At 64.9% G+C, this 16,944-nt stretch carries 12 protein-coding genes; 3 read left to right on the forward strand and 9 right to left on the reverse strand.

Annotation, left to right across the window (positions count from 1 at the left end):
• Positions 1-26: 26 nt before the first annotated feature.
• The 7 genes from BQ7355_RS01555 to BQ7355_RS01585 form a co-directional block, all read right to left on the reverse strand.
• Positions 27-746: an L-ribulose-5-phosphate 4-epimerase gene (locus BQ7355_RS01555; protein ID WP_143761661.1), complete on the reverse strand. Its 720-nt coding sequence runs from the start codon at positions 744-746 to the stop codon at positions 27-29.
• A 97-nt stretch (positions 747-843) separates the two neighbouring features.
• Positions 844-2,451 carry a xylulokinase gene (locus BQ7355_RS01560; protein ID WP_072414611.1) on the reverse strand — a complete coding sequence of 536 codons (1,608 nt, stop codon included), beginning with the start codon at positions 2,449-2,451 and terminating at the stop codon, positions 844-846.
• Positions 2,452-2,673: 222 nt separating this feature from the next.
• Positions 2,674-4,170 (reverse strand): L-arabinose isomerase, encoded by a 1,497-nt coding sequence (araA, locus tag BQ7355_RS01565; protein ID WP_072414612.1) that lies wholly within the window; start codon positions 4,168-4,170, stop codon positions 2,674-2,676.
• A gap of 129 nt (positions 4,171-4,299) precedes the next feature.
• Entirely contained in the window at positions 4,300-5,265 is a 966-nt protein-coding gene (locus tag BQ7355_RS01570; protein ID WP_072414613.1) for an ABC transporter permease, read from the reverse strand.
• A 15-nt stretch (positions 5,266-5,280) separates the two neighbouring features.
• Entirely contained in the window at positions 5,281-6,783 is a 1,503-nt protein-coding gene (locus BQ7355_RS01575; RefSeq protein ID WP_072414614.1) for a sugar ABC transporter ATP-binding protein, read from the reverse strand.
• Positions 6,784-6,797: 14 nt separating this feature from the next.
• Positions 6,798-7,745 (reverse strand): ABC transporter permease, encoded by a 948-nt coding sequence (locus tag BQ7355_RS01580; protein WP_072414615.1) that lies wholly within the window; start codon positions 7,743-7,745, stop codon positions 6,798-6,800.
• 126 nt (positions 7,746-7,871) lie between these two features.
• The gene (locus BQ7355_RS01585; protein WP_072414616.1) at positions 7,872-9,086 is read right to left on the reverse strand and encodes a sugar ABC transporter substrate-binding protein; all 1,215 of its coding nucleotides are present in this window, start codon (positions 9,084-9,086) and stop codon (positions 7,872-7,874) included.
• Positions 9,087-9,547: 461 nt separating this feature from the next.
• On the opposite strand from BQ7355_RS01585, the gene BQ7355_RS01590 reads away from it, so the two are divergent.
• A complete protein-coding gene (locus BQ7355_RS01590) occupies positions 9,548-10,561 on the forward strand; it encodes a LacI family DNA-binding transcriptional regulator (RefSeq protein ID WP_072414617.1) in 1,014 nt (337 codons plus the stop codon).
• Positions 10,562-10,786: 225 nt separating this feature from the next.
• Here the strand turns inward: BQ7355_RS01590 and BQ7355_RS01595 are convergent, their stop codons facing one another.
• Together BQ7355_RS01595 and BQ7355_RS01600 are read right to left on the reverse strand one after the other, a co-directional pair.
• A complete protein-coding gene (locus BQ7355_RS01595; RefSeq protein ID WP_072414618.1) occupies positions 10,787-11,758 on the reverse strand; it encodes a DegV family protein in 972 nt (323 codons plus the stop codon).
• A 307-nt stretch (positions 11,759-12,065) separates the two neighbouring features.
• Positions 12,066-13,124 (reverse strand): YeiH family protein, encoded by a 1,059-nt coding sequence (locus tag BQ7355_RS01600; RefSeq protein WP_072414619.1) that lies wholly within the window; start codon positions 13,122-13,124, stop codon positions 12,066-12,068.
• A gap of 1,229 nt (positions 13,125-14,353) precedes the next feature.
• On the opposite strand from BQ7355_RS01600, the gene BQ7355_RS01610 reads away from it, so the two are divergent.
• Together BQ7355_RS01610 and BQ7355_RS01615 are read left to right on the forward strand one after the other, a co-directional pair.
• Positions 14,354-15,256, forward strand: coding sequence for a LysR family transcriptional regulator (locus BQ7355_RS01610; protein WP_072414621.1), 903 nt, complete (start codon positions 14,354-14,356; stop codon positions 15,254-15,256).
• 333 nt (positions 15,257-15,589) lie between these two features.
• The gene (locus BQ7355_RS01615; RefSeq protein WP_072414622.1) at positions 15,590-16,693 is read left to right on the forward strand and encodes an IS110 family RNA-guided transposase; all 1,104 of its coding nucleotides are present in this window, start codon (positions 15,590-15,592) and stop codon (positions 16,691-16,693) included.
• The last annotated feature ends 251 nt before the right edge of the window (positions 16,694-16,944 follow it).

Genomic DNA, 16,944 nt, shown 5'->3' on the forward strand with positions numbered 1-16,944 from the left:
TGCATCCCGGGCACCATGGACACAAACTAGTGGTTGCCCTGGCCGTAGTAGGCGTTGGGCCCGTGCTTGCGCAGGTAGTGCTTGTCGAGCAAATACTGGGGAGCCGGCTCGACCGCGGGCTTAAGCATCTCGGTGTGCGCCGCCATCTTGGCGACCTCCTCGAGCACGACCGCATGGTACACGGCGGCCGCGGCGTCCTTGCCCCAGGAGAAGGGGCCGTGGTTGCGCACGAGGCATCCGGGCACCGCGACGGGATCGATGCTTGCCTGACCGGTGCCGCCGGTGAACCCCTCGACGATCACCTTGCCGGTGTTGAGCTCGTAGGCCTCTTCGATCTCGGCCTCGGTGAGGCCCCGCATGCAGGGGACCGGCCCGTAGAAGTAATCGGCGTGCGTCGTGCCGTAGCTGGGGATCTCGCGACCGGCCTGCGCCCACGACACGGCCCAGGAGGAATGCGTGTGCACCACGCCGCCGATTTCCTCGCCCCACTTGCGATACAGGTACGCATGGGTCGCGGTATCGGAAGAGGGGTTGAGGTCGCCCTCGACCACGTTGCCGTCGAGGTCGCACACGACCATCGACTCAGGCGAGAGGTCCTCGTAGTCCACGCCGGACGGCTTGATCACGAACAGACCGCTCTCGCGATCGAGCTCGGAGGCATTGCCCCAGGTGAACACGACCAGCCCGTGCTTGGGAAGGTCCATGTTGGCCTCGTAGACCTTCTCGCGCAGCTCCTTCAGCATCATGGGAGCATCCTTTCTCTTCGGCGCCCGCGACCGCACCGCAAGCGCGGAGGCGAGCCGAAGCCGGCAGCGGCACGAACCGCTGCCGGCGAATCAACAGTTACGCGAACGCGCGCTCGCACGCGAGCTCGGCCTCGTTGGCGCGCTTGAACGCAGCGAGGAACGCGCGGTAGCCCTCGACGTCCGCGGCGTCGGGCTCGAGCGTCGTGCCCTCCATGTTGGCGAACACCTTGTCGTTCAGGTAGGCGTCGAGCGCCTCGTCCTCGGCCTTGTGCACCATGTACGAGGCGGCGACGGCCTGACCCCAGGCACCGCCCTCGCCCGCAGTCGCCATCACGGTCACGGGCGCCTCGAGCGCGGCGGCGAGCAGGCTCTGCGCGACCTTCGGGGTCTTGAAGATGCCGCCGTGGCCGTACAGCTTGTCGATCTTGACGTCCTGTGCGCGCAGGGCCTCGTTGCCCGCCGCGAGCGCACCGAAGGCGGCCATGATGTTCATGCGCATGAAGTTCGCGATGGTGAACGCGGAGTTCTGGCCGCGCATCACGAGCGGGTACCCGGTCTGGACGCCCATGACGGTCTCGCCGGAGATGAACGGGATGGAGACGAGGCCGCCGGCGTCCTTGTCGCCGGAGAGCGCGGACTCGAAGAGCTTGCTGAAGACCTCACCGCGGTCGAGGTCGGTCCCCATGAGCTCGGCGAAATCGCACAGCAGCCCTACCCAGCCGTTGATATCGGAGGTGCAGTTGTTGCAGTGGACCATCGCCACGGGGTCGCCCATCGGCGTCGTGACGAGATCGATCTCGGGGCTCGTGGCGTCCTTGAGCGCATGCTCGAGCACGACCATGGAGAACACGGAGGTGCCGGCCGACACGTTGCCCGTGCGCGGCGCGACCGCGTTCGTGGCGATCATGCCGGTCCCCGCGTCGCCCTCGGGCGGACAGACCGGGCAGCCGGGCTCGAGGTCGCCGGCGGGATCGAGAAGCGCCGCGCCCTCGGGGGTGAGGTGACCGGCGACGTCGCCCGCGACGAGCACGCGGGGAAGCAGGTCCTCGACCTTCCAGGCGACGCCCTTGCTCGCGACGAGCTCGTCGAACTTGGCGACCATGTCGGCATCGTAGTCGTGCGTGGTCGAATCGATGGGGAACATGCCGGAGGCGTCGCCGATCGAGAGGACCTTCTCGCCGGTGAGCTTCCAGTGGGCGAAGCCGGAGAGCGTGGTGAAGAAGTCGATCTGGGGGACGTGCTCCTCCCCGTTCAGAACGGCCTGGTAGATATGAGAAACGCTCCAGCGCTCCGGGGTATGGAAGCAGAAGAGCTCGGACAGCTCGCGGGCCGCCTCGGTCGTCGTGGTGTTGCGCCAGGTGCGGAACGGCACGAGCAGATTGCCCTCGGCGTCGAACGGCAGGTAACCGTGCATCATGGCGGAGATGCCGAGCGCGGCGAGCTTGCTCAGCATCACGCCGTACTTCTCGGCGACGTCGGCTTTGAGCGAGGCGTATGCGGCGCGCAGGCCGGCGAAGATCTCCTCCTCGCTGTAGGTCCAGTAGCCGTCGACCAGCGAGTTCTCCCAATCGAACGCACCGACGGCGATCGGCTCGTTGTCGGCATCGACCAGCACGGCCTTGATGCGCGTCGAGCCGTACTCGATTCCGAGCGACGCCTCGCCCGCGGCGATGGAGGCCGCGACCTGCTCGCGAGTCTTACCCATGGTGAATCCCCTATCTCGTAGATCGGTCCTCGTCCCGCCCGCTCCCGGACGCGCGCCCGGCACGGGCACCGAAGGCCACATCGAACAACAAAGGGCCGCACCCCCGATCAGGGGCGCGGCCGTACATACGGGGCGGCGGTGTGTGCGCGCCGCCGCCCCAGCGCTTGCGCTTTCGCGCGCCGGGAAGGTGAGTGTCCGTAACCGCCCGGCGTGCGTCGCGCCTTAGCGGTAGTAGACCTCGCCCAGCTTCAGATCGCGCTTGAAATCGCGGATGTTGGTGTTGGCGTCGATCACCACGGACTCGACGCCCATGGCGTCGGCCCAGTCGACCATCTGGTCGGCGGTCAGGTCGAAGGAGACGGCAGTGTGGTGCGCGCCGCCGGCGTAGATCCAGGCCTCGGCGCCCACCTTGAGGTTGGGGCGCGGGGTCCAGAACATGGTGCCGGTCGGGAGCATCGGCATCGGCTTCTCGACGGTCTTGCAGTCGACGTCCTGGATGATCAGGCGGAAGCGGTTGCCCAGGTCGATCAGGGAGGTCGCGATCGCCGGACCGGTCTTGGAGGTGAAGATCAGGCGCGCCGGGTCCTCACGGTCGCCCATGGAGAGCGGGGTGGCGCGGATGGCGATCTTGCCGTCGGCCATGGAGGGGTCGACCTCGGACATGTGGGACTCGAGGATGCCCTCCTTGCCCGGGACGAGGTTGTAGGTGTAGTCCTCCATGAGGGCGGAGCCCTTGGCGTTCGGGTCGCCGGCGGTCATGACCTTCATGAGGCGCACCATCGCAGGGGTCTTCCAGTCGCCCTCGGGACCGAAGCCGTAGCCCTTCTGCATGAGGCGCTGGATGGCCAGGGACGGAAGCTGCTTCAGGCCGCCCAGGTCGCCGAAGTGGTCGGAGAACGCGTTGTAGCCGTGCTCGACCAGGAAGCGCTCGATGCCGATCTCCTGCTGGGCCTGGACCTCGACGTGGCGGCGGAACTCGTCGGCGTCACGGCCGTCGAGCACCAGGTCGTAGGTGTCGTAATACTCGTCGGTCAGCGCGGCGATCTCGGCGGGGGTGACGGCGTCCACATAGGGGACGAGCTCGTTCACGGGCCAAGCGTCGACGGTCCAGCCGAACTTCTGCTCGGCCTCGATCTTGTCGCCGTCGGTCACCGCGACGTTGCGCATGGTGTCGGCGAAGCGGCAGACGCGGATGTTGCGGCTCTCGTTGATGCCCACCGCGACGCGCTGCCAGGCGCCGAGCTCGGAGAGGACGGCCTCGTCCTTCCAGTAGCCGAAGATGACCTTGTGCTCCCAGCGCATGCGGGCGAAGATGTGGCCCAGCTCGCGCTCACCGTGGGCGGCCTGGTTCTCGTTCATGAAGTCCATGTCGATGGAGTCGTACGGGATCTCCTCGTTGTACTGCGTGGCGAACTGGCACAGCGGCTTGCGCAGGTCCTGCAGACCGTGGATGTAGGACTTGGAGGGCGAGAAGGTGTGGGCCCAGGTGATGATGCCGGCGCACTCGGGGTCCATGTTGGCCTCGTTGAAGGTGGCCTGGATGACGTCGCTCGTGATCAGGTTGGGCTTGAGCACGACCTCGAACGGAACCTTATCGGACGCGTTGAGCGCGGCGACGACCTCGGCGGAGTGCTGCTGGACGTGCTCGAGCACCGCGTCACCGTACAGATCCTGGGTGCAGGGGCAGAAATAGAACTTGTATTTCTTGATCTCTAGCATACGTGGCTCCTTTTGCCTCGCTAGCGGATGTACCGAATATGGAGAGTGGGGCGCGGCGAGAACAGGGGGATGTCCCGCCGCGCCCCGGACCGCCCGGAGAGGAGCGGCCCGAAGGGGGATGGCGATTGGCTACTTGATGACCTGGTTGGCCGAGCGCTCGGAGAACAGCGCGACCATGGCGACGAAGACGACGCCCATGACCAGCTGCTGGATCTCGGTGGTGAGGCCCATCATGACGAGGCCCTTCTGCAGCACGAGGTAGGACAGCACGCCGATCACGATGTTGGAGAAGCGGGCGCGGGCGCCGCCGTTGATGGGCATGCCGCCGAGGACCATGGCGATGAGCAGCTGGGTCTCGAACATGTTGCCCGCGGTGGAGGTGACCGAACCGACCTTGATGGCGTTCACGAAGGCGGCGAAGCCCGTGATGGCGCCGGCGATGACGTACACGAGGACCTTGGTCTTCTGCACCTTGATGCCGGCGAAGCGGGCGGCGCGCTCGTTGGCGCCGATGGCCTTGAGGTTGTGGCCGACCTTGGTGAAGCGGGTCACGAGGTAGGTGACGATGAGCACCGCGATGGTGATGCCCATGAGCAGCGACATGCTGTTGAGCTGGAGCACGGAGGTGTCGGCCATGACCGGCGCCTCGGTGGTGATGAAGGCGCAGACGCCGCGGAGCAGGAACATCATGCAGATCGTGACCACGAAGGACTGGATCTGACGGTTGACGTGGAAGTAGGCGTTGACGGCGCCGATGAGCGCGCCCACCACGATGCCGCCCACGATGGCGAGCGGGATGCTGATGTGGGACAGCGCGCACACCGCGGCGCAGGAGACGCCGAGCATGGAGCCCTGGGAGAAGTCCAGGCAGCCCATCGTCATGATGAGCCACACGCCGCAGGCGGCGATCATGAGCATGTAGCCGCCGGACAGGATGAGCGTAATGTTCTTGGGCGTCAGAATGAGCCCGTGCGTGGTGATGGCGAAGAACGCCACGATAACCACGAAACCGATAAGCGGCAGGAAGTTGCGAATGGCGGAGAAGTCGAAGCCCTTCTTCTCGGCGGTCGCGGCCGCCTCCTTGGTAGTCGTCATATCAGTTTCGCCTCCTTAAACCATCTTGGCGATGAGGTCCTGCTCGCACAGCTCGGGGCTGCGGAGGAGCTCACCGTTGACCTTGCCGTCCTTCATGACCAGGATGCGATCGCACATGCCGATCAGCTCCATGATCTCCTCGGAGATGATGAGGATGGCCTTACCCTGCTTGCGCATGTCCTCCATGAGGGCGTAGATGGCAGCCTTGACCTTGATGTCGATGCCGCGGGTGGGAGAGTCGAGCACCAGGATGTCGGACTGCTTGCCGAGCCAGCGCGCAAGCACGACCTTCTGCTTGTTGCCGCCGGACAGCGCAGAGACGTACTGGTTCACGCCGACCATCTTGGTGGACATGATCTCGGCGTACTTCTGCGCGAAGTCGTGCAGCTTCTTGTCGGAGAGCACGGTGCCCATGTCGCGCATGGAGGGCAGCGTGATGTTGTCCTCGATGGTGTCGTTGATGAGCAGGCTCTCGTGGTCGCGGTCCTTGGAGGCGTACGCGATGGAGTGGTCGATGGCGGTGTTGATGTCGTTGATCTCGGTGCCGTCGCCCAGCTTCACCGTGCCGGTGCGGTCGTAGGACGCGCCGAAGATCGCCTTTCCGACCTCGTGCATGCCGCACTCGGACAGGCCGCCGATACCCAGGATCTCGCCGCGGTGCAGCGTGAGGGAGACCTCGTCGAGCTCACCGGGGACGGAAACGTTCTCCATGCACACGGCGACGTCGCCCGCGGGCTCGTTGGCGTAGTCGGGGTAGTCGGTGCGGTAGTAGTGGTCGCCCATCTCGCGGCCGACCATCAGGGTCTTGAGCTTGTCCTCATCGACCTCGCTCACGTCGACGGTCGTGATGAAGTCGCCGTCGCGCAGGATGGAGATGCGGTCGGACATGTCCATGACCTCGGCCATGTCATGGCTGATGAAGATGACGCAGTGGCCCTTGGCGCGCACGTCGCGCATGACCTCGAACAGCTTGTCGCGACCGGACTGGGACAGCGCCGTGGTGGTCTCGTCGACGACGAGGATCTTCGGATCGAAGTAGGTGGAGCGCACGATCTCGACGAGCTTGCGGTCCTCGAAGTTGTACATGTCGACAGCGCTCGTGGCCTTGATGTAGGACAGGCCGTAGGCGTCGAGCAGCTCCTGGGCCTTCTTGTTCATGGCGCGGGTGTCCTTGAGGCCGTTCTTGATGAACTGGTCCTCATCACCCAGGAACATGTTCTCGGCGACGGTGAGGCCGGACAGGGTGCCCGTCTCCTGGACGACGATGGCGATGCCGTGGTGGTTGGCGTCGACCTGGTTCTTGGGCGCGACCTGCTCGCCGGACAGCGTGAAGGTGCCCGAGCCGATGGGCAGGATGCCCGTGAGCATGTTGGTGAACGTGGACTTGCCGGAACCGTTCTCGCCGATCAGCGCGTGGATCTCGCCCTCGTAGAAATCGAGGGACACCTCCTTGACGGCGTGCGTGGGGCCGAAGCGCTTGTCGATCTTCTCGGCGTGCAGCAGAAGCTTGTTACCCATGGTGTATCCCTCCCTTACTTGACGACGGCGCCCTTGATGCGCTTGGTGGTGATGCAGACGATGATGAGCAGCGTGGCGCCCGTGATGATGTTGTTCACCGTGACGGGCATGCCCAGCGCGACGAAGCCGGCGAACATCATGGCGATGATGAACTCGCCGATGACGACGGAGACGACGGGGTGGCCGTACTTGCGGAACGCCAGGGCGAAGAAGGTGCCCATGAGCGGCTTGAAGTTGAGCGACTGGGACAGCATGCCGGTCATCGGGGTCTGGGCGGTGCCGTAGCCGATGTACAGAATGGCCATGATGCCGACGAACATGGAGCACAGGACGAACGCGAAGAACTTGTACTTGTCGACGTTCACGCCCATGTTCTTGGCGGTGAGCTCGTTGGCGCCGATCGCGTTGACGTAGGTGCCGAGCTTCGTGTACTTGAGGATGAAGGCGCAGAGGCCGAACGCGGCGAGGGCCACGATGAGATTCCAAGGATAGGAGCCGAACATCTTGTAGGCATCCGGAAGACGGGTGCCAGCCCAGTCGGAGGCGAACACCGAGAAGCTCTCGTAGATCAGCGAGAGGCCGACGGTGACGATCAGCGACGGGATGCGCAGCTTGATGTAGGCGGCGCCGTTGGCGACGCCCATGAGGGCGCCCGCGACGATCGGCGCGATGATGAGGCCCGGGTAGCCGAACATCTGCGCGAAGCCGATGGACAGCAGGCAGGCCAGAACGAGCACGGAGCCGATGGAGAAGTCCCACAGGCCCATGACGACGATGAAGTACAGACCGCATCCGCCGACGGCGTAGATGATGCCGGTCTGAAGGTAGGTGAGCAGCTGGTCGGGGGCACCGAAGGTATCGGGGCACAGAACCTTAAAGACAGCCCAGCACAGGACGGTGATGACGAGCAGGAGGCCGACACCGTACCACTGGCTTTTCTTGGCTTTCTCGAGGAATCCCATTGCACACTCCTCTCTCTCGTGCACAGATCTTCCCTTGAAGCGAAGACTCGAAAGCGATTGCTACAGAAGGTCGGGGACGAGTTCCAGCGCGAACTCGCCCCCGACGAAGGTGACTTGGGCCAGCTATTAGGCGTGGCGCTCCTTGACGTCCTCGATGGACAGGGAGGTCGCGGCCTCGTTCAGGGCATCGAAGTCGAGCTCGGCCAGGTCGGCGATCTCGTCATCGGTGTAGGGGGCGTCCTCGACGAAGTACTTCTCGTAATCCTCGTACTCGGCGACGGAGGACACGAAGACGTACGGGAACTTGATCTCGCAGCCGAAGTTGCCCGCGGTCGGGACGAAGCCCTCCTTGCCCTTGATGGCGTTGTAGACCATCAGGAAGGCGTACAGCGGGTCGCAGAAGTGGCCGCCGGACTCGCAGTACATGCCGCCGGTCTCGAGCTGCTCCTTGAGGTCATCCAGGAAGTCGGTGGAAGCGACGCGGATCTTGCCGGTAAGGCCCATGTTCTTGAGCTGGCCCACGGAGCCGACCAGCGGGTCGCCGCCGCCGCCGGCGACGATCAGGGCGTCCATGCTCTTGTCGTTGTTGTAGAACTGCTGGGTGACGTTGGCGCCCTCGGAGGAGGAGGTGTTAGCGTAGACCGGCTCGGACAGGGTCACGGGGTCGTCCGCGTGCTCCTTGTTCCACTTCTCGACACCGGACTTGTAGCCCTTCCAGCGCTCCTGGAAGGTGGCGTCGCCGACGGTCCAGGCCTCGAGCTTGATGTTGCGGGCACCCTTCTGGATGCCCTCGTAGGCCTGGTCATTGTCGGAGCAAAGAAGCTCGACGAGCTTCTCGCCGTTGCCGACCTCGTCCTCGTGGACGGCGCCGACGTAGTACTCGGAGGCCTCGGCGACGGCGTAGACGTCGGCGGAGTTCTCCTTGTTGATCATGCGGTAGAACTGGGCGAGGTAGACGCCGTTCTCGTTGCAGGTGTTGATGGCGGAGGTCATCTCGGAGTCAGCGGAGTTGCAGACGACGATGCCCTGGCAGCCGGCGGCGCAGAGGGTCTCGATGGAAGCGGTGACCTGCTCGGAGACGTGGCCCTGGTCGACCGTGGAGATCTCGACGCCGAGGATGTCGGCGGCCTTCTCGATGATCTCGACGGACAGCTTGCCGAGCGCGTCGGTGGAGCTCCAGATGGAGACGCCGATCTTGATCTTCTCGCCGTCGCCGCCGCCGTTGGAGGCGGAGCCGCTGCCGCTCTCGTTGCCGCCGCAGCCGGTGAGGCCGGCAGCCAGGCCGAGGCCCGCGGTGGCAGCGCTCATCTTGATGAAGTTGCGCCTGCTGACATCTTTCATGGAAAACCCCTTCCATATGATCGCCCGAGGATCTCTCCCATCCCCGGGCTCCGGGCGATATGCCCGATGTCCCTTTTCCGGCATGCGCCGGTTGCTTGTGTCGGGCTTCCGATCGCCATATGTTCAGCCTCTGTATTACTAAACATTTGGTAAACGTTTTGCCTAACGTCGACAAAACATTTATATGTCAATCTACTGATAGTCCAGCGCTTAACTGACGCAAACGGTCGTTGTTTCTCCGTGAACGGCGTTTCATACAAGCGATAGCCAAACAATGGCAAATTAATCGCTTGACCTTTAGGTATTCCATTATCAGACGGGGTTTGTTCTATAACGGAACTTGCAATCTCTCCGTTCAATCAAACATAGTTGCCGTTCACCGGATGCCCTGACTCGCGATGCGATAATGTACATAGACTTAAATTAGTGTTTTGCAATTGTTTAGTCTGTAGGTGTTCAAGATGTCATCCACAAAAGTCAGCGTACGCGACATCAGCCGCAAGACCGGATACTCCCCTGCCACCGTCTCCAACGCCCTCAACGGGAAGCGCGGCGTCAGCGAGGAGACCGCCCGCGCGATCCGTAAGGTCGCAGCCGATCTGGGGTACCGCCGCAGCAGCAAGCTGCACCAGGTGCAGTTCGTGATCGGCCGCAACTCCGGACGCATGATCGACGAGGGATCCTTCCGCCTCGCCGTGGTGAACGGCGTCGAGGACGAAGCTCGCCTCAACGGCCTCACCACCTCCTACGCCACCGTCGAGCTCTCGGAGCCCGAGACCGCGCGCCGCGAGGTCGCCGCGCTGATGAACGACACCAGCGCGGGCATCATCCTGCTGGGCACCGAGATGATCCAGCGCGACTACGATCTGTTCGCCAACCCCAAGGTCCCCCTGGCCATCGTCGACGGCGTGAGCGACAACCACTTCTTCGACTCCATCGTGTTCACCAACGAGGGCTCCGCGCATCGCGCCGTGAGCTACCTCATCAACCGCGGGCACACCAAGATCGGCTATATCGCCGGCAGCCTGCGCATCCGCAACTTCCCCCTGCGCGAGCGCGGCTATGCGCGCGCCCTCACCGAGGCGGGCCTTCCGGTCAACCTACGCTGGCGCGTCTCACTTTCCACCGACTCGATGCAGAATGCCTATCGCGACATGCTCGCATGGCTCGACACCATGCCCGAGATGCCCACGGCGTTTTTCGCCGAGAACGACGCGCTCGCCATCGGCGCCATGAAGGCGCTCGCGGAGCGCGGATTCGACGTCCCGGGCGACGTGTCCATGGTGGGCTTCGACGACGTCGAGTTCGCCTCGATCGCGCACCCCTCGCTCACCACGGTGCACGTCCCCCGCGCCGACATCGGCCGCATGGCCGTGCGCAAGCTCATCGAGCAGGTCGAGCATCCCACGCCCTACACGAGCGTGACCCATCTTTCGACCATGTTCATCGAGCGCGAGAGCGTGCGCTCGCTGTAGCTTCGGCCTCTGCCTGCGCACCGCGCATGGGCAGGGCGCGCCGCCGCCCTCCCGAGAAGCGAGCCGCCCGTCGCCTCCCGAACACCGGGGACGACGGGCGGCTCGTTCGCTGAGCGCAGACGGCTCGGATCCAAGCGAGGCGACGCGCGGGGACCGCAGCGCCCCGAATCCCACGCGAGCCCCGGCACGCGCCGGCGGCGGCGCGCAAGGGCTCGAGCGAGATCCCTACCTGCCGCGGACCTTGCCGGCGATGCGGTCGGAGATCGAGGTCTGCTGGCGCCGGTCCTCGCCCCAGAAGGAAAGGCTGATCATGCCCGGGCCCACATGGCAGCCGATGGTCGGGCCGACATGCGTGCGCAGGAAGAGCGACGTGCGCGTGCTCTTGGCGATGAGCTCGCACAGGCGGTCGGCGTCTTCGTCCGCGTCGGCGGCGCCCACCGCGGCGACCGCGGAGTACATGTCGTCGTTGTGGCCCTTCTCGTAGAACTCCGCCATACGGCGCAGCCCCTTCTTGCGGCCGCGCACGACGCCCACCATGGAGAGGCGACCCTCGATGTCGAAGGTGAGCAGGGGCTTGACGTCGAGCTTGGTGCCCGCCAGGGCGATACTCGCCGGAATGCGCCCGCCGCGCTTCAAGGCGGTGAGATCATCGACCATGAAGAGGGTGTGCACGTAGTAGCGCGCCTCTTCCGCCCAGGCGGCGAGCTCGGAAGCGGCGAGGCCGTTGTTGCGCTGGCGGATGGCCTCGGCGACGAGCAGGCCCTCAGGGGCGGAGCCGAGCTTGAGGTCCACGATGTAGAGGCCGAGGTCCTGCGGGGAGGCGGCGCCGCGCTCCTCGGCGATGCGGTCGGCGGCCATGCAGGCGCCCTCGTAGCAGCCGGACAACCCGCTGGAGAACGCGAGATAGACCGTGTCCCTCCCCGTGTCCAGGGCGGCGCGGAACGCGTCCTCGAACACGAGCTGCGAGGGCTGCGAGGTCATGGGCATGGCGCCCTGGCGCATGTTCTCGTAGAAATCATGCGCGGAGATGCTCTGGAACATATCGTCGACGCCCGTAAGGCCCTGCGGGGTGTCGGCGAGTTCGGGATTGCCCTCGGTGTAGGTGAAGCTCAGGACCGTCAATCCCTCGGCCTCGCACAGCTCCCGCGGCAGCTCGCTGCAGGAATCGATGATCAGGTTGCACACGGAATCCTTCATGGTCCGCCTCCTCAGGCTCAGCAAAACATACGCGCAATCGTAGCATGAGGCACAGAGGGCCGTGGCGCAGACAGCGCAAGGCGGGAATTAATCGCGCATCCGCATGCACGCAAGCGGCAGGAGGGGCGCAGAGGCGTCAAACCCCGCCCCGCCAAAGCTGCATGGCAGCCGACGAAAGCGACTTGTCCGCACAGCAGGGCCCCGCGCCGTGAAGCGCGGGGCCCTGAGAGAGAAGGTGCGGGGCGCGAAGACAGGCGCATGCGCCCCGCCATGGATTTCGCCCGAAGGTGGGAGAGAAAGCGGACTCCTACCAGATGCCGAGCATGTGCTGCATGCCGATGCTCACGCAGGTGATACCGATCCAGCAGCACAGTCCCATGAAGATCGGCTTGCCGCCGGTCTTCACCAGCTTCACGATATCAGTGTTGAAGCCGATCGCCGCCATCGCCATGATGATGAAGAACTTGGAGAGCTCCTTGATCGGCGCGGTCACGGCCGCAGGCAACGCGAAAACCGTCGTGATGATGCTCGCCAGCACGAAGAAGAGAATGAAGAACGGGAAAATCTTCTTGATATCGAAGGTGCCGGATGCCTGACCCGACCCCTCGCCCGCCTCGGCAGCGCGCTTGGCACGGCGCACCTGCCAAAACGCGAGGCCAAGCGTAATGGGGATGATCGCGAGCGTGCGGGTGAGCTTGACGATGGTCGCGTGGTCGAGCGCGTTGGAGCCGGGGTGCATACCATCCCAGGCAGCCGCGGCCGCGGTAACCGAAGAGGTGTCGTTCACGGCCGTGCCGGCGAACAGGCCGAAGCCCTCGTTGCTCATGCCGAGCATGCCCCCGAGCGTGGGGAAGGTGAGCGCGGCGATGATGTTGAAGAGGAAGATGACGCTGATCGCCTGCGCGATCTCCTCGTCATCGGCATCGATGACCGGTGCCGTGGCGGCGATCGCCGAGCCGCCGCAGATCGAGGAACCCACACCCACGAGCGTCGAGATCTTGGACGGAATGTGCATCACGCGGCACAGCACGAAGGCGATCACGAGCGACGTGGTGATGGTGGAGACGATGATCGGCAGCGAGCTTGCCCCCACCTTGGCGATCTGGCCGAGGTTGAGACCGAAACCCAGCAGGATCACCGCGTACTGCAGGATCTTCTTCGATGTGTACTTGATGCCGGCAGAGGTTGCTTCCGCGACGTCGGACCGGCCGCGCAGGCACACGGCCAGCACCATGCCGATGATGATAGCGAATACCGGCCCACCGATAACCTCGAACTGCTTGCCGAGAAACCACGCCGGAACCGCGATCGCCAACGCGAGCGCGACGCCACGCCAGAGATCCTTGAAATCCTTGATGAGCTCCACCTTGCTCCACCTTTCCAGGTCGATACTTGCTCTCGTTCTGCCGAACTAATTCTATGACCTCTGCTTATAACTGGAACTATGGTTTTTGTTATCGATATATCGTGATTTCTTATGCTTCGGCATGAAGCCGTGCACTAGAACCGGCCCGTGACACAGGCCGGCAAGAACCGAGACACCGTCAGGAGCAAGCGAGCTCGCAGAACCGAAAGCATGCGGACACGCACATGCCGCCGTTCAGGGTTGAACGGCGGCATGTGCGTGTCCGCCCACCATCGATGGTCGCGGAGCTTTGATCGCCGTAAGAACGTCGAACCGCCCAAGGCGTCAGGCACGCCTATACGGTGCTGGCGGCACGCTCTGCTCGTGACCAGCAAGGCATCGGGAAGGAAGAACGCCGAAACGGAATGGCTGCCCCCCTCGCAATCGGCTCCATCGATTTTTTGCTTAACCCCTGCATTTTTGGACAAATCTGGCAGTTATATAAGTCGTTTGCGCGGGCACGCGGCACATCGATCCCCGTGATTCATCAGAAGGTGCGCCCAGCCATGAGGACGAGTGATTTTAACCCACTCGCGCGCACCTCGAGCGCGTTTCAGCCGCTCTCATTGGACGATCTCTGTCGGTCAGACCTATATATTTGCCATATTTGTCCAATTCAGCAGGGGGTTATGGATTAATTTGTCTAACCACCCCCCTACCTGTCGTCAAGCCAACATTGGGCCACATGCAGCCTCGCACTTTGCACTGGGGGACTGATCCGCAACGCCATAACGCCATGCGGCAGAGTGCGCCACGCGGCGCGGCGTCACATTCGGATATGGCTTGAAGTCCCCATGGAGGAGGTACGGAATCGACAACCCGAAACGCTGCGAGATCCCGTGCATCCCGCATCCGGCTCTCAGCTTGGCACGCCATCCCCTCTGCACGCAGAGGCGCACTCCCTCGCGGGGCCAACGCGCGCATGCGCATGCGTTCCGATCCCAATTCTCAGATGAGGACTCAAAAACAGGGACGGGGCCCGACGCGGGACGGTGCATATGATGGCGAAGGGACATGTTGGCTCCGTTCCCAAATAAGATGTCGTATCCTCGAGACGATACCTGATATCGAGCCGAACCCGACCAACACCCCCTATACGGGGCGCAAATCGACATTCGTTCCGACCGGATGACGCCGAGGGGCCGCGCCGAATCACCACATGGCCACGGACCCGAAGCTGGAGGAGCCCCGTGCTCGACTATCGAACGCATACCTTTCTCACGGTCTACCGCAAGCGCAGCTTCACGGCCGCAGCGCGCGAACTCAACATCACACAGCCCGCGGTCTCACAGCATATCCGTCAACTCGAAGCCCATTACGGATGCGCGCTGTTCCGCAAGGTCGGCCGCGGCGTCGTCCCGACCGAGGCGGCGGACCTGATCTTCAGTCGACTCGATACCGCCGAGAACGACGACCGGCGTCTCGCCGACGAGGTGCGCGCGCTCGCAGAGCGCGACCTGGGCTCCGTCCCCATGCGGTTCGGCTGCACCCGCACCGTGAGCGACTGCGTGGCGCCCGCCATCCTCACCGGGCACCTCGCCGCGCATCCGCGCGAACGCATCGTCATGCGCAACGGCAACACGCAGGAGCTCATCGAGGAGATCGAGCGGGGCGAGATAGATTTCGCTGTCGTCGAAGGATCCTTCGACCGCTCGTCCTATGACTCCGAAGTCATATCGCGCGAGGAGTTCGTCTGCGTGGCTCGCACGGGAGAGCCGGCGGCGAGCATCCGCGACCTGCTGTCGAGCACCCTCATCGTGCGCGAGGAGGGATCGGGCACGCGCGAGATCCTGGAGAGACACCTTCATGCGCACGACCTTGCGCTTGAAGACTTCCTCGGCTGCCTGGAGCTCGGAAGCATCCCGTCCATCAAAGCGTGCGTCGCCGCGGGAGCCGGCATCTCCTTCATGTACCGCTGCGCCGTCGACGAGGAGCTCGCCGCCGGGTCGCTCGTGGACATCACCCCCGAGGACTTCGCGATCGAGCACGATTTCCGCCTCATCTGGCAGCACGGAAGCGCGTACGCGAAGCGCTATCGCGCGCTCGCCAAGACCTGGCGGGGCATCGTCGCGAAGGCGCGCGGGAACCGCTAGGCACGACCGTCTCGAACCCCAGATCGAGAACCTCAAATTGGAAGCAGGCACGAATGCGGACCGCGGGGCCGCGAACGAAAAGCCGGATCGATCCAGAAGCGCGCACCCGAGGGTACGGGTCTCGACCCCGCACCCTTGCGCGCTGCGCTGGCAAACGGCTTCGCCGTTTCCGCAGCTCCGCGCCCTTTCGGGTTCGAATCCGCGCGCGGGCCACGAGACGATATGAGTTGAACATTGGGAGCCCCTCCCCTTGTAGCTCTATCGTGGGTCGGGCGACAATGGTCGTAACGCCAACCGTGGCCGCGCGCCACATGCGACGGAGAGGGGCCCGCCATGTTCGATTATGTCACAGCCATCGGTCTCGACGTCCACGCGAGGAGCATCTCCGCATGCGCCTTCGACCCCATGACCGGCGAGGTGGTCCGGGCCAGGTTCGGCTACGACCCGGCGTCGGTCGCCGAGTGGGTCCTGGGGTTCGAGTCGCCCAAGGCGGTGTACGAGAGCGGCCCGACCGGCTTCCACCTGTGCCGCGCCCTGCGCGCCCTCGGCCCCGACTGCGCCGTGGGCGCCGTCTCCAAGATGCACCGGCCCGCGGCCGACCGGGGCCGCAAGAACGACCGGCGCGACGCCGAGTGGCTGGCCAGGCTCCTCGCCTGCCGCAACGTCGTCGAGGTGTGGGTGCCCGATGACCGCACCGAGGCCGCCCGGGACCTCTCCCGCGCGCTCGAGGACGCCCGCGACGACCTGCAGCGCGCCAGGCAGCGCATGTCCAAGTTCCTGCTCAGGCACGGCCTGGTGTTCGACGAGACGACGCCGGCCGGGCGCCGCAGGTCGAACTGGACCGAGGCGTACTGGAGGTGGGCGAGGTCGATCGAGTTCGGCGAGGCCGACGACGCGGCCGCCTACGGGCACTACATGGACGCCGTGGAGCGCTGCGCCGAGGCCAAGAGGGAGCTCGAGCGCAAGGTGGAGGAGGCCGCCGCGCGCCCCGGGTGGGCGCCTGTCGTCGACGCGCTCTGCCTGGTGAAGGGCATCGACGTCGCGAGTGCCTTCCTGCTCGCCGCCGAGGCCGGCGACTTCTCGAGGTTCCCGACCGCGCCGTCGTTCGCCTCGTGGTGCGGCCTGGCCCCCCCGGAGCGCTCGAGCGGCGAGACGGAGTCGCGCGGCGGGATCACCCGCGCGGGGAACTCCCACGTGCGGCGCGCGCTGGTCGAGGCGTCCTGGCACGTCCCGATGTCGACGAGGCGCCCCAAGAGGCCGAGGCCGGGCCACGGGGTCGAGCCCGCCGTGTCGAGGCACGCCGCGAAGTGCAACCGCCGCCTGCGGGACAGGCGCGCCGCCATGTCGGAGGCGGGCAAGAGGCCGTGCGTGGCGAACTGCGCGACGGCCCGCGAGATGGCCTGCTGGGTGTGGGCGATAGCGCTCATGGCCCGGTAGCTCCCGCGGTGAGATAGGAGTCCGACCCCGGGGCGCGCCGCGCTCGAGGCCGTTGGGAGGCCGTTCCAGTCCTTTTTCTGGGCGGCGGGAGACCGCCACGCCCGCCTCAAGACTGCGATCGAGCCGGAGGCCCCCAGCCGTAGCAACGAGATGCGGTTCCGACCCGCGGATATTAGAGTGCCGAACGTGCGTCGAGCAGACACGCCCCCCAAGCGGCGCGTCCCCCGGGTGAAGATAGATGGACCCTGCCC

It is taken from the genome of Collinsella phocaeensis, assembly GCF_900119895.1.
Lineage (GTDB): Bacteria > Actinomycetota > Coriobacteriia > Coriobacteriales > Coriobacteriaceae > Collinsella > Collinsella phocaeensis.